The organism is Bradyrhizobium zhengyangense (assembly GCF_022012435.1).
Lineage (GTDB): Bacteria > Pseudomonadota > Alphaproteobacteria > Rhizobiales > Xanthobacteraceae > Bradyrhizobium > Bradyrhizobium zhengyangense.
In genome coordinates, this window is sequence record NZ_JAKLUA010000001.1 from 785,042 (window position 1) to 805,964 (window position 20,923).

Annotated in this window: 21 protein-coding genes; 16 read left to right on the forward strand and 5 right to left on the reverse strand. The window is 65.3% G+C overall.

All coding sequences use genetic code 11. The features are described from left to right. Positions 1–110: 110 nt before the first annotated feature. The 10 genes from L6637_RS03775 (at position 111) to aat (ending at position 9,963) form a co-directional block, all read left to right on the forward strand. Positions 111–1,514, forward strand: a complete 1,404-nt coding sequence (locus tag L6637_RS03775; RefSeq protein ID WP_237869245.1) for a M48 family metalloprotease — start codon at positions 111–113, stop codon at positions 1,512–1,514. 103 nt (positions 1,515–1,617) lie between these two features. Beyond that, positions 1,618–2,385, forward strand: coding sequence for a DsbA family protein (locus tag L6637_RS03780; RefSeq protein WP_237858052.1), 768 nt, complete (start codon positions 1,618–1,620; stop codon positions 2,383–2,385). A 235-nt stretch (positions 2,386–2,620) separates the two neighbouring features. Then, positions 2,621–3,427, forward strand: a complete 807-nt coding sequence (locus L6637_RS03785) for a DUF1236 domain-containing protein (RefSeq protein WP_237869246.1) — start codon at positions 2,621–2,623, stop codon at positions 3,425–3,427. Positions 3,428–3,684: 257 nt separating this feature from the next. Then, positions 3,685–4,152, forward strand: a complete 468-nt coding sequence (aroQ, locus tag L6637_RS03790; protein ID WP_237858053.1) for a type II 3-dehydroquinate dehydratase — start codon at positions 3,685–3,687, stop codon at positions 4,150–4,152. A gap of 37 nt (positions 4,153–4,189) precedes the next feature. After that, the gene (gene accB, locus L6637_RS03795; RefSeq protein ID WP_237869247.1) at positions 4,190–4,681 is read left to right on the forward strand and encodes an acetyl-CoA carboxylase biotin carboxyl carrier protein; all 492 of its coding nucleotides are present in this window, start codon (positions 4,190–4,192) and stop codon (positions 4,679–4,681) included. 31 nt (positions 4,682–4,712) lie between these two features. Continuing rightward, the gene (accC, locus tag L6637_RS03800; protein ID WP_237858057.1) at positions 4,713–6,071 is read left to right on the forward strand and encodes an acetyl-CoA carboxylase biotin carboxylase subunit; all 1,359 of its coding nucleotides are present in this window, start codon (positions 4,713–4,715) and stop codon (positions 6,069–6,071) included. Between the two features lie 102 nt (positions 6,072–6,173). After that, complete coding sequence (locus L6637_RS03805; protein WP_237858060.1) at positions 6,174–7,691, forward strand: sensor histidine kinase; 1,518 nt, start codon at positions 6,174–6,176, stop codon at positions 7,689–7,691. Continuing rightward, complete coding sequence (locus L6637_RS03810; protein ID WP_237858063.1) at positions 7,688–8,128, forward strand: response regulator; 441 nt, start codon at positions 7,688–7,690, stop codon at positions 8,126–8,128. Before L6637_RS03805 ends, L6637_RS03810 begins: the two co-directional genes overlap by 4 nt. Continuing rightward, positions 8,125–9,228, forward strand: a complete 1,104-nt coding sequence (locus L6637_RS03815) for a sensor histidine kinase (protein WP_237869248.1) — start codon at positions 8,125–8,127, stop codon at positions 9,226–9,228. Before L6637_RS03810 ends, L6637_RS03815 begins: the two co-directional genes overlap by 4 nt. 54 nt (positions 9,229–9,282) lie before the next feature. Further along, positions 9,283–9,963, forward strand: a complete 681-nt coding sequence (gene aat, locus L6637_RS03820) for a leucyl/phenylalanyl-tRNA--protein transferase (RefSeq protein WP_237858070.1) — start codon at positions 9,283–9,285, stop codon at positions 9,961–9,963. Positions 9,964–9,970: 7 nt separating this feature from the next. Here the strand turns inward: aat and L6637_RS03825 are convergent, their stop codons facing one another. Further along, the gene (locus L6637_RS03825; protein ID WP_237869249.1) at positions 9,971–11,011 is read right to left on the reverse strand and encodes a DUF2155 domain-containing protein; all 1,041 of its coding nucleotides are present in this window, start codon (positions 11,009–11,011) and stop codon (positions 9,971–9,973) included. A 201-nt stretch (positions 11,012–11,212) separates the two neighbouring features. Here L6637_RS03825 and L6637_RS03830 point away from each other — a divergent pair, with 201 nt between their 5' ends. Continuing rightward, positions 11,213–12,160: an alpha/beta hydrolase gene (locus L6637_RS03830; protein WP_237869250.1), complete on the forward strand. Its 948-nt coding sequence runs from the start codon at positions 11,213–11,215 to the stop codon at positions 12,158–12,160. A 16-nt stretch (positions 12,161–12,176) separates the two neighbouring features. Next, the gene (locus tag L6637_RS03835) at positions 12,177–13,193 is read left to right on the forward strand and encodes a Na+-dependent transporter (RefSeq protein WP_237858076.1); all 1,017 of its coding nucleotides are present in this window, start codon (positions 12,177–12,179) and stop codon (positions 13,191–13,193) included. 3 nt (positions 13,194–13,196) lie between these two features. Here the strand turns inward: L6637_RS03835 and L6637_RS03840 are convergent, their stop codons facing one another. Next, positions 13,197–13,379 (reverse strand): hypothetical protein, encoded by a 183-nt coding sequence (locus L6637_RS03840; protein ID WP_237858079.1) that lies wholly within the window; start codon positions 13,377–13,379, stop codon positions 13,197–13,199. 13 nt (positions 13,380–13,392) lie between these two features. Further along, positions 13,393–14,331 carry a GlxA family transcriptional regulator gene (locus L6637_RS03845; protein WP_237858081.1) on the reverse strand — a complete coding sequence of 313 codons (939 nt, stop codon included), beginning with the start codon at positions 14,329–14,331 and terminating at the stop codon, positions 13,393–13,395. A gap of 91 nt (positions 14,332–14,422) precedes the next feature. On the opposite strand from L6637_RS03845, the gene L6637_RS03850 reads away from it, so the two are divergent. Further along, positions 14,423–15,109, forward strand: a complete 687-nt coding sequence (locus L6637_RS03850) for a DJ-1/PfpI family protein (RefSeq protein WP_237858083.1) — start codon at positions 14,423–14,425, stop codon at positions 15,107–15,109. 455 nt (positions 15,110–15,564) lie between these two features. Here L6637_RS03850 and L6637_RS03855 read toward each other — a convergent pair whose 3' ends face one another. Further along, on the reverse strand, positions 15,565–15,972 hold the full coding sequence (locus L6637_RS03855) for an NADH:ubiquinone oxidoreductase subunit NDUFA12 (protein ID WP_237858085.1): 408 nt from the start codon (positions 15,970–15,972) through the stop codon (positions 15,565–15,567). A gap of 247 nt (positions 15,973–16,219) precedes the next feature. Between L6637_RS03855 and L6637_RS03860 the strand changes: the two genes are divergently transcribed. The 3 genes from L6637_RS03860 to L6637_RS03870 all read left to right on the forward strand — a co-directional run bounded on the left by L6637_RS03860 (position 16,220) and on the right by L6637_RS03870 (position 19,805). Continuing rightward, complete coding sequence (locus tag L6637_RS03860) at positions 16,220–16,801, forward strand: BA14K family protein (protein ID WP_237858087.1); 582 nt, start codon at positions 16,220–16,222, stop codon at positions 16,799–16,801. A gap of 332 nt (positions 16,802–17,133) precedes the next feature. Further along, positions 17,134–17,547, forward strand: coding sequence for a response regulator (locus L6637_RS03865; RefSeq protein ID WP_237858092.1), 414 nt, complete (start codon positions 17,134–17,136; stop codon positions 17,545–17,547). Next, a complete protein-coding gene (locus L6637_RS03870) occupies positions 17,544–19,805 on the forward strand; it encodes a CHASE3 domain-containing protein (RefSeq protein ID WP_237858093.1) in 2,262 nt (753 codons plus the stop codon). The genes L6637_RS03865 and L6637_RS03870 overlap by 4 nt, the downstream gene beginning before the upstream one ends. Here the strand turns inward: L6637_RS03870 and L6637_RS03875 are convergent. Beyond that, a complete protein-coding gene (locus L6637_RS03875; RefSeq protein WP_237858094.1) occupies positions 19,802–20,698 on the reverse strand; it encodes a DMT family transporter in 897 nt (298 codons plus the stop codon). The two genes, L6637_RS03870 and L6637_RS03875, sit on opposite strands and share 4 nt — an antisense overlap. Between the last annotated feature and the right edge of the window lie 225 nt (positions 20,699–20,923).

Here is a 20,923-nt window from a genome sequence, read left to right on the forward strand (position 1 = left end):
CAGACTAGCCGCATTATACGGCTCATAAGGGCATATCGCGTATCCGGTCCGCCGCCAATCGCCAAAACCAATCACAAAACTGCATCCAAGTCCGCTTGCAAGCCCGTTTGATGTTGCTCCAGATCGCATTGCGCAAGAAGGCCTCCGCCCTCACCGCCCTCATTACGGCGACTGCAATCGCGTTGCTGCCGATCCCGGCGGCGCAGGCGCAGGAAGGCCGCGGGCCGCCGACCCTGCGCGACTCGGAAACCGAGCAGCTGCTGCGCGAATATACGCGCCCGATCCTGCGCGTTGCCGGTCTGGAGAGGCAGAACATCCAGATGGTGATCATCAACGACAACTCGTTCAACGCGTTCGTCGCCGATGGCCGCCGCATCTTCGTCAATTACGGCGCCATCCTGCAGTCGGAGACGCCGAACCAGCTCATCGGCGTGCTTGCGCACGAAACCGGGCATCTGGCCGGCGGCCATCTGGCCAAGATGCGCGAGCAGCTCGCCAACGCGCAGACGCAGATGATCATCGCCATGCTGCTCGGCGCAGGCGCCATGGCGGCGGGCGCCAGCCGCGGCGGCAACAACGGCAATAACGGCCTGGCCAATGCCGGCGCGGCTGCGGTTGCCGGACCGCAGGAGATGATCCGCCGCTCGCTGCTGTCCTATCAGCGCCAGCAGGAAGAGAACGCCGACCGCGCCGGCGTGAAATTCCTGACCGCGACGCAGCAATCGCCGAAGGGCATGTACGAGACCTTCAAGCGCTTCACCAGCGAAAGCCTGTTCGCAGCGCGCGGCGCCGATCCCTATCTGCAGTCGCACCCGATGCCTGCAGAGCGCGTCGCATCGCTCCAGGAATTCGCCAGTACCAGTCCCTATTGGGACAAGAAGGACGATCCCGCGCTCCAGCTCCGCCATGATATGGTGCGCGCCAAGATCTCCGCCTTCATGGAGCGGCCGGAAGTGGTCTATCGCCGCTACCCCCTGACCAATGACAGCCTGCCAGCGCGCTATGCCCGCGCCATCAGCACCTATCTGCATGGCGACTTGCACAGCGCCCTCGCCCAGATCGATGCCCTGATCGCGGTCCAGCCCAACAACCCGTATTTCTACGAGGTGCGCGGCCAGGCCCTTCTGGAGAGCGGCAAACCCGCCGATGCGATTGCGCCCCTGCGCAAGGCCGTCGCGCTTTCCAACAATTCGGCCCTCATCGAGATGTTACTTGGGCAGGCTCTGGTTGGAACCGATAATAAGGCCTACACGGACGACGCCATCAAGATTCTCCGTGCAGCAGTGGCGCGCGAGCCCGAGGCGCCGATTGGCTTCACCCAGCTCGCGATGGCCTATGGCCGGAAGGGAGACTATGCCGAGGCGGATCTCGCCTCCGCCCAGGCCGCTTATCTGCGCGGCGACAACAAGACCGCTCGCGAACTCGCCACGCGCGCGAAAACCCGTTTCGCCGTCGGCACGCCCGGATGGGTCAGGGCCGACGACATCGTGGCATCGAAGCCGCCACGGAACTAGAACGACGCCTGATCACGCGATTGACCACTTTGACGTCACGACACCACCATTAAGTCCGCCGGGACGTTATTTCGAAACCTGCTCTGGATAAGAGGATTTGCCAATGCCTTCGCTGCGCCTGCTTGCTCCCGCACTGTTTGCGCTCGCCATCTTCGGCGCAACGGGACCGGCTTCGGCCGAGAGCTTCTCGGATGCCCAGCGCACCGACATAGAGGCGATCATCAAGAACTACCTCGTCACCCACCCCGAGGTGCTCGAGGAGGCCATGACCGAGCTCAGCAAGCGGCAGGCCGCGGCAGAGAGCGAGAAGCACGAAGCCAGCATCGCCCAGAACTCGGATGCGATCTTCAACTCGCCGCGCCAGGTCGTGCTCGGCAACAAGGACGGCGACGTCACCTTCGTCGAGTTCTTCGATTACAATTGCGGCTACTGCAAGCGCGCGATGAGCGACATGCTCGACCTGATGAAGTCCGATCCCAAGCTGAAGGTCGTGCTCAAGGAATTTCCGGTCCTGAGCCAGGGTTCGGTCGAAGCCGCGCAGGTCGCGGTTGCAGTGCGCATGCAGGATCCCTCCGGCAAGAAGTATCTCGATTTCCACCAGAAGCTGCTCGGCGGTCGCGGTGCGGCCGACAAGGCGCGCGCCATGCAGGCGGCCAAGGAAGCCGGCCTCGACACCGCGAGGATCGAGAAGGACATCCAAAGCCCCGAGGTGCGCGCCACCATCGAGGAGAACTTCAAGCTGGCCGAAGCGATGGGCATGAACGGCACGCCGAGCTACGTGATCGGCAAGCAGATCGTGGTCGGCGCCGTCGGCCTCGACGGCCTCAAGGAAAAGATCGGCGTCGCCCGCTGCGGCAAAGCGACTTGCTGACAGGCGACCTGCTGATCACGTATTCTACAATTCACGCGCGCAACGAGGCCGGCTGAGAAGCCGGCCTTTTTCGTTGGCCAAGCTCAGCACGTATCCTGGCGTGAATCCGGCGCGAACGTTCATCCCGCATTTAGGAAACAAATGCCGGGGAACAGCAGATGTTCCGGAACAAGTGACACCTCCTCCCGTTGTCGGCGCGGGCAATGACGCAAAGAAACACGTGAGGAGAAATTCGATGTCGAACCGCTTTATGATCTCGGTTGCCGCACTCGCGCTGATCGCAGGCACGGGTCTGGCGAACGCACAAGGCACGATGAAGAACGACACCGGCGCCGGCGCGCAGCCGACGCAGCACTCGCAGCCATCGGGCGGCGCCGAGCACGGCACCATGGGCAAGGAATCCGCAAGCCCGCAGAAGGGCACGGTGGGTCAGGCCGGCGGCTCCATGAAGCAAGGCGAAGAGAAGTCGTCTGGTGCGATGGAGAAATCCGGCACCGCGGAGAAATCCGGCGGGATGGAAAAGTCCGGCGCAATGAACAAGAACGCGGCTGAAGAAAAGGCCGGCGCGGCGAAGGGTGAACACGCCCAGAGCGCACAGGACAAGTCGACGCAGGACAAGTCCAAGAGCATGAGCTCTGACTCGACCACCAAGTCCGACAGCAAGAACATGAAGGCTGAGGACAACAAGGCCGGCACTGCCGCCAAGAGCAACAATGCCGAGAACCGTCCGGCTACGACCGACAGCAAGTCGCAGACGACGACCGGCAACGCCGCCACCTCGGCGACCGCTGCGCCGCCGGCGGAGAAGCGCACCCAGATCGTCTCGGCGATCAAGTCCGAGAAGATTGAAGAGACGACGAACGTCAACTTCAATATTGCGGTCGGCACGACGATTCCGGCGTCCGTCCACTTCCACCCGCTCCCGCAGCGGATTGTCGAAATCTACCCGGAATGGCGCGGCTATGACGTGATCTTCGTGCACGGCCAGTACATTATTGTCCGTCCGCAGACGCGCGAGATCGTCTACATCATCGAAGGCTAACCAGCTTCGCCGATGCCCAAATGAGCCCCTGCCGAGCCATCGGCAGGGGCTTTTGGCCTATGGGGCATCCGTCCCCACCCGCCTGGGACCGCAGCCACGATTGGAACTGGTTAACAAGCAATTTCCGTAGTTTCCGCACAGATTTTTGCACGCTGGATGAGGTGCCTGAAGTCCTCGCCGAGGCCCTTCAAGGCTTCCCCTAGGTCACTTTGTTACCTATAACCCCCGCCACGCCGAAACACCTTTCCGGGATTGGAATGGCCGAACCAGCAACCGACACGATCCTCGTTCTCAACGGACCGAACCTCAACATGTTGGGGACACGGGAGCCGGAGAAGTATGGCCATGCCACGCTGGCCGACGTCGAGAAACTGTGCCGTGAGACCGCGGCGAGCTTCGGCCTCAAGGCCGACTGCCGGCAGTCCAACCGCGAAGGCGAGCTGATCGACTTCATCCACGAGGCACATGGGCGCAAGATGAAGGGCATCATCATCAACGCCGGCGGCTATTCGCACACCTCGATCGCGCTGCACGACGCGCTGCTCGCGGTACAGATCCCGACGGTCGAAGTGCACGTGACCAACATCCACGCCCGCGAGAGCTTCCGTCACCACTCCTACACCGCGCGCGCGGCCTTCGCCTCGCTCTGCGGCTTCGGCATCGAGGGCTACCGCCTCGCCATCCAGGGCCTTGCCGCCAAGCTCGGCATCAAGCCCAAAGCCTGACGCCCCCTCTTCACCCAGAACATTCGGATCAAAGAACATGGCGCGCCAGCCAGACGACAAAGCAGCCGCAAAGTTTTCCAGTGACGATTCCGCGCTCGTCCGCGAGCTCGCTTTGCTGCTCGACGAGACCAGCCTCACCGAGATCGAGATCGAGCGCGCCGGCCTGCGCCTGCGCGTTGCCCGCAACATCAGCGTCGCCGCGACCATGCCGATGCCGGTCGCAGCCGCTGCGCCCGCGCTCGTCGCAGCACCGGCCGCTGCGCCTGCTCCTTCTGGCGCGGACATGTCGAAACATCCGGGCGCCGTGACTTCTCCGATGGTCGGCACTGCCTATTGGGCGCCGGAGCCAGGCGCCAAGCCGTTCGTCGAGGTCGGCTCCAAGGTCTCGGTCGGCCAGACCCTGCTGATCATCGAAGCGATGAAGACCATGAATCAGATCCCCTCGACCCGAGCCGGCACCGTGACGCAGATCCTAGTCGAAGACGGCCAGCCGGTCGAGTTCGGCGAGCCGCTGGTCATCATTGAATAAGCGAGTGGCGACTTTCGCCCGCTGAGGCACCATGTTCGACAAGATCCTCATAGCCAATCGCGGCGAGATCGCCCTTCGCATCCTGCGGGCCTGCAAGGAGCTCGGGATTGCAACCGTCGCCGTGCACTCCACCGCCGACGCCGACGCCATGCATGTGCGCCTGTCGGACGAGAGCGTCTGCATCGGGCCGCCGCCGTCAAAGGACAGCTATCTCAACGTTCCCGCGCTGCTTGCGGCCTGCGAGATAACAGGCGCGGACGCCGTGCATCCCGGCTACGGCTTCCTGTCGGAGAACGCGCGCTTCGCCGAGATTCTCGGCGAGCACAATCTGCAATTCATCGGCCCCAAGGCCGAGCACATTCGCCTGATGGGCGACAAGATCGAGGCCAAGAAGACCGCCAAGCGGCTTGGCATCCCCGTGGTGCCCGGCTCCGACGGTGCGGTCGGTCCCAACGACGACGCGATGGCGATCGCGAAGAAGATCGGCTTTCCCGTGCTGGTGAAGGCGGCCGCCGGCGGCGGTGGCCGCGGCATGAAGGTCGCACAGAGCGAGGCGGATCTGCAGATTGCGCTCTCGACGGCGGCCAACGAGGCGAAATCCGCCTTCGGCGACGCCTCCGTCTACCTGGAAAAGTACCTGCAGAAGCCGCGTCACATCGAGATTCAGATCCTCGGCGACGGCCGCGGCGGCGCGATCCATCTCGGCGAGCGCGACTGCTCGCTGCAGCGCCGTCACCAGAAGGTCTGGGAGGAAGGCCCCTCGCCCGTGCTGGCTGCGGCCGCGCGCGCCAAGATCGGCGAGACCTGCGCCAAGGCGATGCGTGAGATGAAATATCTCGGCGTCGGCACCATCGAGTTCCTCTACGAGGACGGGGAGTTCTATTTCATCGAGATGAACACGCGCATCCAGGTCGAGCATCCCGTCACCGAGAGCATCACCGACATCGACCTCGTGCTGGAGCAGATCCGCATCGCCGCAGGCGGCGAGCTGCCGGCCAGGCAGGACGAGATCCAGATCATCGGCCACGCCATCGAGTGCCGCATCAACGCCGAGAACCCGGAGACTTTCCGTCCCTCGCCGGGCCGCATCACGCAATATCACCCGCCCGGGGGGCTGGGCGTCCGCATCGATTCGGCGGTCTATCAGGGCTACACGATCCCGCCCTATTACGACTCGCTGGTCGGCAAGCTGATCGTCCACGGCAAGACCCGCGCCGAATGCCTGATGCGCCTGCGCCGGGCGCTGGACGAGATGGTGGTGGAAGGGATCGAGACCACGCTGCCGCTATTCCGCGACCTGGTCCGCCAGGACGACATCATCAACGGCGACTACCACATCCACTGGCTGGAACAGTACCTCGCCGGCAAGACGGAACCGGCCGGGAAATAATCGTTGGCCTTCAGGGAACCCCTTGGCCCCCATCGCGTTTTGGACGGTGGGCTAGTTCCAAGGGGGCGTTTTGATTTCCAGATATGATCGAGCGAGATTGTCGTGACCGCCGAGGGGCAGCGACGTCGCGCATTTTGGCAGATCCTGCTGTTCGCAGCCGGCCTCGTCGTGCTGACCGCGATCAGTGCAGGGTCGGTCTATCTCGTCAACAAGGCCCGCGGCGACAATAAATGGGTCGTTCATACCTTGGAGGTGGAGAACCAGCTGAACGCGCTGCTGCTCGAATTGCGGCGGGCCGAGAGCGGCGCGCGCGGCTATCTCCTGACTCAGGGCGAGAACTTCAAGGCCGACCACGAAAAGGCTGTCGCGGAAATCGTGCCCGCGCTGGACAGGATCACGCGCTTGACCGGAGACAATCCGGCTCAGCGCGAGAGCATCGAGAAGCTCAGCGCGGCAATCGAGACCCGGCTTGGTCAGTTCGCTCAGGAGATGGAGTTCGTCCGGCAGGGCCAGCTCGACAAAGCCGCCGCGCTGGTGCGCGAGGCCGCCGCTGCCAATACTACGAGCACGATCAGCCGCGAGGCAAACGCGATGATCCGCGAGGAGGAGCGCCTGTTCCGCCTCCGCTCGGTCAACGCCGATAACAGCCAGACGCTCGCTGCATCGCTCACCGGCATCGGCTCCGGCCTCGTCGTCGTCCTGGCATTGGTCTCGATCTGGCTGGTGCGGCGTTCGGCGCGCAGCCGCGACGAGGCCGAGGCACGGCTGCGCGATTCCAACGTCAACCTGGAAGCCACTGTCGACGAGCGCACCGCAGACCTGCGTGAAGCCAACGACGAGATCCAGCGCTTTGCCTATATCGTCAGCCATGACCTGCGCTCGCCGCTGGTCAACATCATGGGCTTCACCAGCGAGCTCGAGGAATTGGGCAAGGACATCTTCCGACGGATCGGAGGGCTCACGGGCGTGCCGGCAGGCGGCCCGCCGCTCGATGTTGCAGAGGTCCCCCTTGAGGACGCTGACAAGCAGATGTCGGCGGACTTTTCCGAAGCGCTCGGCTTCATCAAATCCTCGATCGCCCGGATGGATCGGCTGATCTCGGCGATCCTCAACCTCACCCGCGAGGGCCGGCGCGAGTTTCAGCCGGAACGCATCGACACGCGCGATTTCATCGAGGCCATCGTCTCCTCGCTGGCGCACCAGGCGGCCGAAGCCCAGGCCGAGATCCACATCGAGCCGCTGCCGAATATTGTCAGTGACCGCCTTGCGCTGGAACAGATCTTCTCCAATCTGATCGATAACGCGATCAAGTACCTCAAGAACGGGGTTCCCGGCGAGATCAGAATTCGCGGGCGGACCAAACTCGGCTACGCTATCTTCGAAATCAGCGATAACGGCCGCGGTATCGATCCTAGGGATCATCAGCGGATTTTCGACCTATTCCGGCGGGCGGGAACCCAGGACAAGCCCGGTCAGGGCATCGGTCTTGCCCATGTACGTGCACTTGTGCGCCGCCTCGGCGGCACCATGTCGGTATCGTCGGAACTGAACGCGGGCAGCACGTTCACGATCACGCTGCCCATCAATTGGAATGCGAGCAACCGGAACGCGGATCGATGACATTGCCAGTCACCATCATCATGATCGAGGACGACGAGGGCCACGCCAGGCTGATCGAGCGCAATATCCGCCGCTCCGGCGTCAACAACGAGATCCTCTCCTTCACCAACGGCACCTCGGCGATGAAGCATCTGTTCGGCCCCGACGGCACCGGGCTCGCCCAGAAGGGCAACGCGCTCCTGATCCTGCTCGACCTCAACCTTCCCGACATGAGCGGCATCGATATCCTGAAGCAGATCAAGGAAAACAAATATCTCAAGGCCTCGCCCGTGGTGGTGCTGACCACCACCGACGACAGCCAGGAGATCAAGCGCTGCTACGAGCTCGGCTGCAACGTCTACATCACCAAACCCGTCAACTACGAGAATTTCGCCAACGCCATCCGGCAGCTCGGCCTGTTCTTCTCGGTCATCCAGGTCCCGCCCGCCGCCACATGACCCAGCGCACGCCAACCCTGCTCTACATCGACGACGACGACGCGCTGGCGCGCCTGGTCGACCGCGGCCTGACGCGGCGCGGCTACAAGGTCGTTCATGCCGCGAGCGGCGAGGAAGGCCTCGAGCGCATCCGCAACGCGGCAGTACAGGGCTGCATCGATGTCGTGGCGCTCGACCAGTACATGCCGGGTCTCGACGGGCTCGATACGCTCGAGCAGATCATGGCGATCCCGGACGCCCCGCCCGTGGTCTTCGTCACGGCCTCGCAGGATTCCAGCATCGCCGTCACCGCGCTGAAAGCGGGCGCGGCGGACTATCTGGTCAAGGACGTCAAGGGCGACTTCATTCCGCTGCTGCATGTCGCGGCCGAAGGCGCGCTGCGCCAGGCCGAGTTGCAACGCGCGCGTGAGGAAGCCGAGGCCGAGATCCACGCCTCGCGCGACCGCTACGCCGCGCTTGCCGCCGAACGCGAGCTGCTCTTGCGCGAGGTCAATCACCGCGTCGGCAATTCGCTCCAGATCATCGCTTCGCTGCTGCATCTTCAGGCCAGCTCCGCCGCACAGGACGAGGTCAAGGCCGCGCTCACCAACGCGATGGGCCGCGTCGCCGCCGTCGCCCAGGTGCACCGCCGCCTCTACACCTCGCAGGATCTGAAGAGCGTGATGCTCAACCAGTATCTGGACTCCCTGCTCGAGGACCTCCGCCGCTCCGCCGAGGGCAACCGGATGTCGCGCCTGACGGTGAAGGCCGAGCCGATCGAGATCGACCCCGATCGCGCCGTCGCCGTCGGCATCATCGTCAACGAGCTGGTGATGAACGCGGTGAAATACGCCTATCCCGATGGCGCAGGCCCCATTCATGTCGAGCTGACCTCGAAGGGCGAGGATCTGGTGCTGTCGATCAGCGACGACGGCGTCGGCGATGCCGTCAAGGCCGATCCGCGCTCCACCGGCATGGGCCAGCGCATCGTCGCGGCCATGGCTTCCAAGCTCGACGCCAACGTCGAGCGCGATCCCAACCATTCCGGAACCCGCATCATCCTGCGGTTCCGCCGCACGCCCGAAGCTCCCGGCAAAGCGAACACCGCTGCGGCGGGCTGATGCGCCCGTCCGCGCCCGTCGCACCGGCGTTGCGATCCTGCTATTGTCGTAATCATGACTTCGCGCGACTCCGCCTCGTCTGAAATCACGCCGGCCGTGCTGCTGCGGGCCTATGCCTGCGGCATCTTTCCGATGGCCGAGAGCGCCGAGGATCCGACCCTGTTCTGGGTCGAGCCGGAAATGCGCGGCGTGATCCCGCTCGATGGGTTTCGCGTCGCCTCGCGCCTGGCGCGCACCGTGCGCTCGGATGCGTTCCGCGTCACCGTCAACACCGCGTTCAAGGCAACCATCGCCGGCTGCGCCGCGCCGCAAGCGGGCCGCGAGGACACCTGGATCAACAAGCGCATCCGCGACCTCTATGGCGGCCTCTACGAGCTCGGCCATTGCCACAGCGTCGAGGCCTGGCAGGGCGACGATCTCGTCGGCGGTCTCTATGGCGTGAGCCTGGGGCGCGCCTTCTTCGGCGAGAGCATGTTCCACACAGCGCGCGATGCCTCCAAGGTCGCGCTGGTGCATCTGGTCGCGCGGCTGATCCATGGCGGCTTCGAACTGCTCGACACGCAATATGTCACCGAGCATCTGAAGAGTTTTGGTGCGGTCGAAATCTCGCGGCGGCGCTACACCGCGCTGCTCGACAAGGCGCTCGCCGGCGAGCCCGGCGATTTCCTGAGACTGTCTGGCGGTGCTGCGATCCCGGGCGCGCGCGCACTCGAGATCATCGCCTCGCGGCAGTAAATCAGCCCTACCGGCTGCCAAACCCGGGAATACCGAACAGGCCAGGCCGCTGCTCCGGCGGCGGAGGTGGCGGCGGGGCTGGCTGCGGCGGTGGCAGAGGCTGCGGTGGACGCTGCTGCACGGCCTGCTTGGGCGCGGACCTCTTCTGCGCGGCAGGCGGAGGCGGCGGCGCGGCCGGCTTGGTCGCGGGATCAGGCGCCGCGGTCGCAATGGTCTGCTGCGGCTCTTTGCAGTCGGTCAGCCAGATGTCGTAGATCGGGTGCTCGACGCCGTGCAGGCCGGGGCTCGCAGCATACATCCAGCCGGAGAAAATTCGCTTCACCTCGCCCTGCAAGGTGATCTCGTCGACCTCGACGAACGCATCGGTGTTGGCGGCTTCGGTCGCGGGCCGTGTGTAGCAGGCATCCGTCTTCACCCGCAGCGCGCCGAACTGCACGGTCTCGCCGATATCCTCGTCGAAATTGATGATGCGCCCGGTGATCTTGTCGAGGCCGGAGAAGGTCGCCTTCTTGTTCACGATCTTCTGGGCCGGCGGCTCGGTGACGACCTCGTCGCCCGGCTGCAGGCTCGCCGGCGCCTGCGGCACGGCGCCCTGCTGGGTCGCGCCCTTCTGCTGCGGTTGGCGCTGGCCGGGAGCCGCGCCCGGCTGGGCAGGTCCGCCAGGGGGAGCGACCGCCACGGCCGGCGGCTGGTTCTGGGGCGCAACGGTCGTGCCCGGCGGCGGCGCCAGCGGCTGGGTCTCGACTGGTCCGGGCATGGCATTGCCCTGGCGCGGCATCGGGCGCGACGGCAGCACGCGGCCCTGCGGCGGCAGCTCGGGCACCTCTTCGTCGTCGTCGGGGGTCGGCGCCGGTTGCGGCTGCCCGCCACGGGGAATGGTCCCCGGCGGCCGCAGCGGCGGCGGATCGGAGAAGATCGTGCCGATCTGCGCCTGCACCGGCGTTGCAACCGTCAGCGCGGTGGCAGCCAGCAGCGCCGCAAGGCCTGTCAGGGTAAAGGTTTTGAACATCTCGCGCGGCTTCAACAGCGAATCGGGCTTGTTGGACATTCTACAGGGGATACCGCCGCTCGCAGGCCAACCGGTTAACACGGCGAATACGGCGGGGAAAGGGCGGCATTCCTGCCCCGCCCGCCGCCGGCTGGCCATCCCGGTCCACCGATGGGATAGTTGGAGGCCTCTCCCCGGGGCCGAAGCGGGCATCGTCCCGGAAACGACGTCCAACGATAACCAGAAACCTCAGGTTCCCCCATGCCCATCGTGCTCGATCCCGATGCCGCCGCCGTCTACAAAGCGTTCCAGGACGCCGGCCGCCCCGCCTACGAGACGCTGACCGCAGCAGAGGCGCGCGCCTATTACCTCCAGGCCCGCCTGGTCACCAATCCCGAGCCGCCCGAGCTGGCCCGCGTCGCGCCGCTGTCGATCCCGGCTCCCCATGGCACGATCCCCGCACGCATCTACGTCCCGAAGCAGCCGCGGCTCCAGAACGGCCTGGCGCCCGCGCTGGTGTTCTTCCATGGCGGCGGCTGGGTGATCGGCGACCTCGACAGCCACGACGTGGCCTGCCGGCAGCTTGCTGATGCAGGCGCGCTGATCGTGATCGCGATCGACTACCGCCTCGCGCCCGAGCATAAATTTCCGGCCGCCGCCGATGATGCGGTTGCCGCGACCAAATGGATCGCCGCGAATGCGCGCGAGCTCGACATCGACCCAGCGCGGCTTTCGATCGGCGGCGACAGCGCCGGCGGCAATCTCGCAGCCGTCGTCGCGCTGGCCGCGCGCGACGGCAACGGCCCCAAGCTCGCGGGCCAGGTGCTGATCTATCCCGCCGTCGACTTCGCCATGACGCACGGCTCGCACAGCGAGCCCGAGACCAGCGTGCTGCTGACGCATTCGGTGATCCGCTGGTTCCGCGACCATTATCTCAACGGGGCCGCCGACATCCATGACTGGCGCGCCTCGCCTGCGCGCGCCGAAAACCTTGCCGGCCTGCCGCCGGCCTATGTGCTCACCGCCGGTGCCGATCCCCTGCGCGACGAAGGCGACGAATACGCCGCGCGCCTGAAGCAGGCCGGCGTGCCCGTGACCACCAGGCACTTCCCCGGCCAGTTCCACGGCTTCTTCACCATGGGCAAATTGCTGCAACAGGCCAATGTTGCCGTGAGCGAGATCGGCGCATGGTTGAAGACATTGGGCTGACAAAGCCATCATCCTGATGTCTTCAGCGCTTCGATCCATCTTCACCCTTCCGCTGCGCAGCCTGAGCTGGCTCGGCAGTCAGGGTACGCGCGCCGTCGCTGCAATCGTGTTCATCGCCGCAGCCGTGCCGCCGCTCGGCGCGTTGCTGCGTCCCTACGTCACCGAGGCAATCCTCGTCCTGCTCTGCATTTCCTTCATGCGGGTCGATCTCACGGCGCTCTATGGCCATCTGCGCCGGCCGGCGCTGGTGGCGACGGCCACCGCCTGGACCACGATCGGCGTGCCTGTCATCGTTGGCCTCGTCGCACACGCAACCGGTCTCACCGACCGCGCGCCCGGCCTGGCGCTGGCGCTGATGCTGCAGAGCATGGCCTCGCCGATGATGGCCTCTCCGGCGCTCGCAGCCCTGATGGGCCTCGACGCGACGCTGGTGCTGGTCACGCTGGTGACCGCAACCGCGATCGTGCCGTTCACCGCCTCGCTGTTTGCAAGCCTGTTTCTCGGTGGCATGCTCAGCATCTCCCCGCTCACGCTCGGACTGAAATTACTCGGCGTCCTCGCAGCATCGCTGCTGGCAGCGACGATCATCCGCCGGCTGTTCGGCACGGAGGCGATCCAGCGCCACAAGCAGCCGATCGACGGCTTCAACATCATCATCCTCTTCGTCTTCGCGTCAGCGATCATGGGCGACGTCGTCGGCGATCTGATGGCACAACCGGTCTTCACCATCAGCCTCGCAGCCCTGTCCTTCGCGATCTATTTCACGCTGCTCGCGGTCACGACGGTGCTGTTCCGCCGCATTGGCACTGAGCGCGCGTTGGCGCTCGGCCTGATGGTGTCACAGCGCAATCTCGGCCTGATGCTGGCGGCGACATCAGGCGCGCTGCCGCCGACGACCTGGCTCTATTTCGCGATGACGCAGTTTCCGATCCACCTGTCGCCGTACTTGCTGACGCCGATCGCGCGGCGGCTGACGCGGACGGACATCTCAGCCCCCGCGGTTGTGGCCGAAAAGCTGGAGGCCCGGCCGTGACCTTCAGCGCGCGAAGTAAAATAGTCCGAAAAACACGACGACCATAAACACCAGTTCGACGCCGGACAGGGCTTTGTCGATAGTATTGTAGGTTCTTGGAAAGCGCCGCCTCGCGACTTGCCCAAGGCAAAATGCAGTCATCGCAAGTGTGACGAACAAGACCAAGCCGATCGATTTCGTCCACATGATGCGATGCCCCTTACCCCGCCCGCGCCGCGCGCCGCAGCGCCTGCGGCGGCTGGCCGAAGGCGCGGATGAAGGCGCGGCGCATGCGCTCGGGATCGCCGAAGCCGGTCGTCTCCGCCACGCGCTCGATCGCCTCGCGCGAGGACTGCACGCGCTCGCGCGCGACCTCGATCCGCAACCGCTCGATCGCCTTCGAAGGTGTCGTGCCGGTCTCCGCGGCAAAGGCGCGGGCGAAATGCCGCGCGCTCATGCCGGCGCGATCGGCGAGATTCTCCACGGTGAGCGGCGCATCGAGATTTTCGCGAGCCCAGGAGAGCAATGCGCCGAAACGGCCGTTCGGCGTCTTCAATTCCAGGAGCGATGAGAACTGCGACTGGCCGCCGCTGCGGCGATGATAGAGCACGAGCTGGCGCGCGGTCGCCTGCGCGATCTCCTCGCCATGATCCTCGGTGACCATCGCCAGCGCGAGATCGATGCCGGCGCTGATACCCGCCGACGTCCACACATTGCCGTCACGGGTGAAGATCTGGTCCGGCTCGAACTTCACCTTGGGATAGCGCGCGACGAATTCGCGGGTGCGGCCCCAATGCGTGGTGGCGCGGCGGCCGTCGAGCAGGCCGGCTTCCGCCAGCACATAGGCGCCCGAGCAGACGCTGGCGATCCGCACGCCGCGCCTGGCCAGCCGCTGCACGAAAGCGAGGGTCACAGGACATCGCGCCGGCGCCGACACGCCGGCGCCGCCGGCCACGACCAGCGTCGTGATCGCGTTCGCCGATTTGAAATCGCGCGCCATCATCTCGACGCCGGAGGACGAGCGCACGGCGCCGGCGTTCAGCGCCAGCACCCGCAGCGCAAGCGGCTTTCCACTGGCGCGCGCCGCGATCTCGAACACCGAGATGGGACCTGCCGCATCGAGCAGCTGGAAATCCGGGAAGATCAGGATGCCGATCATGGTTATGTCCGAAAGCGAGGGAAATACGCCATTTTGGACAGGAGGGCAGCATGCCATCTTGCGCCCGTCAAGCTCTTCTTCGGAGGCTCTCATGTCGGCATCGCTCCAGATCGGTCTTCTGGTGTTTCCGCGCGTCACCCAGCTCGACTTCACCGGGCCACTGCAGGTGTTTTCATCTGTCCCCGGCGCGACCGTGCACCTGATCTGGAAGACGCTGGATCCGGTGCCGAGCGATTCCGTGCTGATGCTGACGCCGACCATCACCTTCGCCGACTGCCCGCAACTGGATGTGATCTGCATCCCCGGCGGCTTCGGGACCGATGCTCTCCTCAACGACGAGGAAACTCTCGACTTCGTGCGCAGGCAGGCTTCCAGCGCCAAATTCGTCACCTCGGTGTGCACGGGATCGCTGGTGCTGGGCGCGGCCGGGCTTCTCAAAGGCTACAACGCCGCCACTCATTGGAGCGCGATGGAGATGCTGGCGCTGTTCGGCGCGACACCGACGAAGACGCGCGTCTGCGTCGATCGCAACCGCGTCACCGGCGGCGGCGTCACCGCGGGAATCGATTTCGCGCTCACGCTGGTGTCCCTGCTGGTCGACCGCACCACCGCCGAGGCCATCCAGCTCCGCCTCGAATACAATCCCGCTCCGCCCTTCAATGCCGGCTCGCCGGATACGGCCCCGGCCGAGGTCCTTGCGCTGATGAAGGAGCGCGTCGCGCCGTTCCAGGCGCGCCGCCTCGATGCCGCCAAGCGGGCGGCTGAGCGGTTGGTGTAAACGCGGCTCTCGTGTCACGGACGCGGTGCAGCGTGCAACGCTGCACCGCTGAAGAAGCGCTTCGCTGCGTCCGGGGCACGCGACTGGAGTTTCGGCGCACAGCTGCATCACGTCGTCATTGCGAGCGCCCAACAGAAAAAGGCCGCCTGGTTTCCCAAGCGGCCTTTCCTGTCTCACGGCGGCGCACATTCTCATCGGGCGATGTCGGAGCTTCCAAACCGGGGGCCTATCTCCCGATCGAGTCCTTCCTCGGCGGCCGCTGCATTTCGGGACAGTCGCGAACTGTTGCCCGAACCGAACGCGATGGTCTCCCATCTCCGTAAGATGGGTTCATTGAGCCGCATCGCACCTGCGGACGCAACGGCCCGTCAGCCGGCATCCCCGCTGATCCCGTTGTCCACAGCGATGTCGTCAGGATGCGAGTGCATCCAATCCGGAGATGGAGATGGCCTGAGCTAGCTGGGCGTCCAGGGCTGGTAGTCGCCGGTCGCCTTCGGGCGCTTGCCGCTGGCGAGCGTCGATCCAGCCGGACGGTAGGCCTTGGCCGTACCTGTCGGATTCGGCTGGTGCGGCTTCTGCCATTCACGCGGCTGGTAGTTCTCCTCGGTCGGCGGGGTGTCGACGACGTGATGCATCCAGCCGTGCCAGCCTGTCGGGATCCGGCTTGCTTCCGCATAGCCGTTGTAGATCACCCAGCGCCGCTCGAAACCGAGCGTCGGATCGATCTTGCCGCCGGCGGTGCGGTAGTAGCGGTTGCCCTGCTCGTCCTGGCCGACCAGCTCCCCGAACCTGGAGGTCCAGAGTTGGGTGCCAAAGGTCTGGCCGTTCCACCAGGTGAAGAGCTTCAGGAAGAATTGTTTCATGCGGCAAGGGCCCTGCTTCGTGGGGTCCTGATGCCATCCGGACGGCCAAATGTCCAGTTCGCCCAGTGCGGCCATGCTCTACGCCACGCGCGGTGCCCCCGGCGCGCACCGCTGCCGCAGAGCGCGCACAATCGGTTCATGCCAGGTACAGCCGCCGCGTGAAAATCTGGACATTACGCGCACAGCGGCGTGAACCCAGGAACAACGGCCCTTTCCGCGGGTTTGCTTGCTGGAAAAGGAGTTGAACATGAGAAGTCTGAGAGTTTTGAGCGCTGCCGCAGCACTGGCGCTGGTCCTTCCGATGGCGACACCGAGCTTCGCCCAAGGCCATGGTGGCCACGGTGGTGGAGGCGGTCATTTTGCCGGCGGCGGCGGTGGAGCACATTTCGGTGGCGGCGGTGCCCGCATGGGCGGCTTCTCCGGCGGCGCCCACTTCGGTGGGGGCGGCGGTGGCTTCGCAGCGGCCGCGCGCCCGAACGGCGGAGTCGCATTCAACGGCGGTGGCCGCAACTTCGCGGCATCAGGCGGACATTGGAATGGCGGCGGCAACTGGCATGGCAACGGCTGGCACCACCGTGGCGGCTTCTGGCCGGGCTTCGCGGCAGGCGCAGCAATCGGCGGCCTCGGCTCATACGCCTATTATGGCGGCGGCCCGTATTACGGCGATAACTACTATGACGACGGCTATTATGACGACAGCGCGTCCGTCGCCGTGGTGCCCGATACAGGAGGCGATTCGTCGGCCTATTGCGCCCAGCGCTATCGGTCCTATGACCCGGCCTCGGGCACCTATCTCGGCTATGACGGCCTACGCCATCCCTGCCCGTAAGGCGACCTGACGCTCATCATTCAAGGGCGGCGCCGGATCATCGGTGCCGCCCTTGATTTGCTGGGCAACAAGGACGACCACCATCGATCGCGTAGGCTGGGCGAATGACGATCTCACGGGACAGCCTTCGCCGATTGCGCGCATTTGCCTCAACCTGTCATTGAAATCCGACGGAATTCGCCTGCCTCACCGACCGCGGATAATCAGGAACTCGCAAAGGCGCTATGCATTGCTCCGTGCATATCCATTTCGGCCCAATCCAAAATTGACCCGGCACACGATTCGCCTATATCACCAATCGCTGTGGGGACTTCGATCTACTGGGAAAGGTCATGCCGCGTATTCTCGTGGTCGATGACGATCCGATGGTCGGCGCGACCATCGAGGTCCTCCTTCTGCGCCAGGGCTTCGACGTCACGCTGACTGACGGCGGCGAAACCGGGCTTGCTGCGCTGGAAGCGCAGCCGTTTGACGTAATGCTGGTCGATATCTTCATGCCGCACATGCGCGGCTTTGAATCGATCCGCATCTTTCACGAACGCGCACCGGCGATTCCGCTGATCGCCATGTCGGGCTACGCCTTCGCCTCGTCCGCCTCGCCCTCCCCGGACTTCCTGCGCATGGCGCTGGAGCTCGGCGCGGCGCGCTGCCTGCGCAAGCCCTTCACGCCCGAAACGCTGCTGACCACGATCCGGGAATGCCTCGGCGAGAGCGCGCCGCCGAAGGACCAGAAAGAGGCCCCTTGATCCCCTCGCAGCGCGTCATTCTCGGTGCTGGACTTGCCGTTCTCCTGCTCATCACCGCGGCCTCGATCGGTCTCGACGTCAAGTCGCGGTCGGACACCGCCTGGGTCAGCCACACCGTCCAGGTGCTGAAGAAGATCTCGGATCTCCGCGCCCTGATCCGCCACGCCGAAAGCGCCGCGCGCGGGTACGAGATCTACCGCAGCTCGAGCTTCAATGACGAATTCCAGGCGGCGCACGCCCAGATCGCGCCCGCCCTCGCCGACCTCAAGCGCGGCTTGCGCGACAATCCTGATCAGATCGCGCTGCTCGATGCCACCGAGCCGCTGGTGCTGCGCCGGGTCGAAGTCGCCGCCGAAGCGATGCGCATGCGCGCGGCGAACGATGAGGCGGCCATTGCCGCGCTCAATGGCAAGGGCGAAGGCCGCAGCCTGATGGACACGGTGATAGGTAACCTCGACCGCCTGAGCTCGGGGGAAGAACGGTTGCTCAGCGCGCGATCGCAAGATTCCCGCCGCACCAGCATCGTGCTGCTCGGCATCGACGTCGCCGGCGCCCTGGTGATCCTGTTGCTGGTCGTGATGGTGATGCGCGAGAGCCAGCGTGCCACCGTGCAGCTTCAAAGCTCCCTCGAGCAGACGCAGGCGGCCAAGGTGGCGCTCGAGGCCGCCGTTGCCGAACGCACCGAGCACCTCGTCACCGCCCATGACGAACTGCGCCTGTCGGTCAACGTGCTGCAGAGCACGTTCCGCAGCATGGCGGAGGCCGTGCTGGTGATCGACAAGGAAGGCACCGTGCTGCTGTCCAATCCGGCGGCCGAGCGCATGCTGCTGCATCGGGCTGGCATGAGCCTTGGCAATCTGCGCGTGCTGTCCGACGTCTTCCACGGCGACGGCGTCACGCCGCTCAAATCCGACGAGCTGCCTTCCGCGCGCGTGCTGCGCGGCGACGAGTTCGAAGCGCTCGAGATGATCGTCCGCCCGCACAGCGGCAACGGCACGCGCCATCTGATGATCAGCGGCCGGCCGATGCGCGACGGGCAAGGCAACGTTTCCGGCGCGGTGCTGGTCTATCACGACGCGACCGCCTCGCGTGAAACCGAGCGGCAGCTGTATCAGTCGCAGAAGCTCGACTCGATCGGCAAGCTGACCGGCGGCGTCGCGCACGACTTCAACAACATGCTGACCGTGATCTCGGGCAATACCGAGACGCTGGTGGCGGGGCTGAAGGATCAGCCCGAGCTGCAGCGCACCGCGCGCCTGATCGACGATGCCGCCGCGCGCTGCGCCGACCTGATCCAGCACTTGCTGGCCTTCGCGCGCAAGCAGCCGCTGCAGCCGCGCGACGTCGAGATCAACGCCGCCATTGCCGACATCGCAAAACTGCTGCGCCCGACGCTCGGCGAGCAGATCCAGATCGAGACCGTGCTCGAAAAGGGACCGATGACCTCGCACATCGATCCGTCCCGCCTCACCAATGCCGTGCTGAACATGGCGATCAACGCCCGCGATGCCATGCCGAACGGCGGCAAGCTGCTGCTCGAGACCCATCACGTCGTGCTGGACGAGGCTTATGCGCAGGCCAATGCGGACGTCACGCCCGGCCCCTACGTCATGCTCGCCGTCAGCGACACCGGCACCGGCATGCCGCAGAGCGTGCAGGACAACGCGTTCGAGCCGTTCTTCACCACCAAGGAGGTCGGCAAAGGCTCCGGTCTCGGCCTCTCCATGGTCTACGGCTTCGTCAAGCAGTCAGGCGGCCACATCAAGATCTACAGTGAGGAAGGCCACGGCACCACGATCAAGCTCTATCTGCCGCCGGGCCAGGGCGTAGTGGAAGCAACAAGCCCGATTGGGCCGCAGGCCGAAGGCGGCGCCGAGACCATCTTTGTCGTCGAGGACGACAATCTGGTGCGCACCTTCGTCACCGCCCAGCTCCAGAGCCTCGGCTACAAGACCGTCGCCGCCGCCGACAGCAAGACGGCGCTGCAGTTGATCGACGCCGGCCAGGCCTTCGACCTGCTCTTCACCGACGTCGTCATTCCCGGCGGCATGAGCGGCCGCGAGCTCGCCGACGAAGTGGCAAAACGCCGGCCGGGTGTGCGGGTGCTCTACACCTCCGGCTACACCGATAACGCCATCGTCCATCACGGCAAGCTCGATGACGGCGTGATGCTGCTGACCAAGCCGTATCGTCGCAACCAGCTCGCCGAGATGATCCGGAAGGCGCTGGGCGGCGGCAGCGGGATGCCGGCGGGCTAGCGCGTCGCCAGCACCACGGCCGCCAGCGTGAAGATCAGCGAAGCGATCTGGCCCGGTCCGAGCGGCTCGTGCAGCGCGATCGCGGATGCGACGACGCCGATGACAGGCACCGCCATCGTCCCGATCGCCGCCACCGAAGCCGGCAGGCGGGCGAGTGCTGCGAACCAGCTGACATAGGCGATGCAGAACTGCACCACGGTCGAATAGATCAGCAGCCACCAGCCTGTCGGCGTCACCTTGTCCAGATGCGAGGTCTCGACCAGAAGGCCCACGATCGAGATCGGCAGGCAGCCGATGCCGATCTGCCAGGCGGCGGCCGTGACCGGCGGCAGGTGGATCGGGTATTTCTTCGAGAATACCGTGCCGACGGCAAAGCCGAGCGCGCCGCACAGCGCCATGATGATACCAGGGGCCTTCTCGGCGCTGGCGGCAATGCCGTTGCCGCCCATGATCGAGGCCAGGCCCGCAAAGGCCATCACCAGGCCCAGCGTGCGCAGCACGGTCGGCCGCTCGCCGAGCACGGGCCAGGCGATCAGCGAGGCCCAGACCGGCATGGTGTAGGCGATCAGCGCCGCCTCGCTGGCCGGCAGCCAGAGCAGCGCCAGTCCCATCAGCACCATCCAGCCGGTGACGTTGAGGACGGCCGCCGTCAGCAGCCGCGGCCAGATCGCGACGGCAACCTTCAGACTGTCGCCGCGCACCAGCGCCAGCGCGGCGAGCAGAATCGCCCCAAGCACGCCGGTGACGCCCCGCAAGGTGAGCGGCGGCAGCTCTCCGATCAGGAATTTGGTGACCGGCCAATTGAATCCCCAGCCGATCGAGGTGATGGCGAGGAACATCAGGCCGGCCGGAGCGATGCGTGGCCGCATCACCGGGCGAGTCGAATCAAGCATGGGGGCAGTCCGGCAAAATCAGAGGTCAGCTTGGCGCGGATTCGTGCGGCCGACCACCACCTCGGGGGGCATGCCTGCCCTCAGCTTCCGTACCATTACGTGAGTCTGCCTGACGCAATCCCATCGGCCAAAAATATACCTGCCCTGTGAACAGCGGGATGAAGGGTCCGGATCATCACGGGATGCAAATTTTTTCGGTTGGGAATCCCTGAGGACTCACTGATA

Coding starts and splice junctions, on each gene's coding strand:
- L6637_RS03775 (WP_237869245.1), top strand. CDS start 111: ATGTTGCTCCAGATCGCATTGCGCAAGAAGGCCTCCGCCCTCACCGCC.
- L6637_RS03780 (WP_237858052.1), top strand. CDS start 1,618: ATGCCTTCGCTGCGCCTGCTTGCTCCCGCACTGTTTGCGCTCGCCATC.
- L6637_RS03785 (WP_237869246.1), top strand. CDS start 2,621: ATGTCGAACCGCTTTATGATCTCGGTTGCCGCACTCGCGCTGATCGCA.
- aroQ (WP_237858053.1), top strand. CDS start 3,685: ATGGCCGAACCAGCAACCGACACGATCCTCGTTCTCAACGGACCGAAC.
- accB (WP_237869247.1), top strand. CDS start 4,190: ATGGCGCGCCAGCCAGACGACAAAGCAGCCGCAAAGTTTTCCAGTGAC.
- accC (WP_237858057.1), top strand. CDS start 4,713: ATGTTCGACAAGATCCTCATAGCCAATCGCGGCGAGATCGCCCTTCGC.
- L6637_RS03810 (WP_237858063.1), top strand. CDS start 7,688: ATGACATTGCCAGTCACCATCATCATGATCGAGGACGACGAGGGCCAC.
- L6637_RS03815 (WP_237869248.1), top strand. CDS start 8,125: ATGACCCAGCGCACGCCAACCCTGCTCTACATCGACGACGACGACGCG.
- aat (WP_237858070.1), top strand. CDS start 9,283: ATGACTTCGCGCGACTCCGCCTCGTCTGAAATCACGCCGGCCGTGCTG.
- L6637_RS03825 (WP_237869249.1), bottom strand. CDS start 11,011: ATGTCCAACAAGCCCGATTCGCTGTTGAAGCCGCGCGAGATGTTCAAA.
- L6637_RS03830 (WP_237869250.1), top strand. CDS start 11,213: ATGCCCATCGTGCTCGATCCCGATGCCGCCGCCGTCTACAAAGCGTTC.
- L6637_RS03835 (WP_237858076.1), top strand. CDS start 12,177: ATGTCTTCAGCGCTTCGATCCATCTTCACCCTTCCGCTGCGCAGCCTG.
- L6637_RS03840 (WP_237858079.1), bottom strand. CDS start 13,379: ATGTGGACGAAATCGATCGGCTTGGTCTTGTTCGTCACACTTGCGATG.
- L6637_RS03845 (WP_237858081.1), bottom strand. CDS start 14,331: ATGATCGGCATCCTGATCTTCCCGGATTTCCAGCTGCTCGATGCGGCA.
- L6637_RS03850 (WP_237858083.1), top strand. CDS start 14,423: ATGTCGGCATCGCTCCAGATCGGTCTTCTGGTGTTTCCGCGCGTCACC.
- L6637_RS03855 (WP_237858085.1), bottom strand. CDS start 15,972: ATGAAACAATTCTTCCTGAAGCTCTTCACCTGGTGGAACGGCCAGACC.
- L6637_RS03860 (WP_237858087.1), top strand. CDS start 16,220: ATGAGAAGTCTGAGAGTTTTGAGCGCTGCCGCAGCACTGGCGCTGGTC.
- L6637_RS03865 (WP_237858092.1), top strand. CDS start 17,134: ATGCCGCGTATTCTCGTGGTCGATGACGATCCGATGGTCGGCGCGACC.
- L6637_RS03875 (WP_237858094.1), bottom strand. CDS start 20,698: ATGCTTGATTCGACTCGCCCGGTGATGCGGCCACGCATCGCTCCGGCC.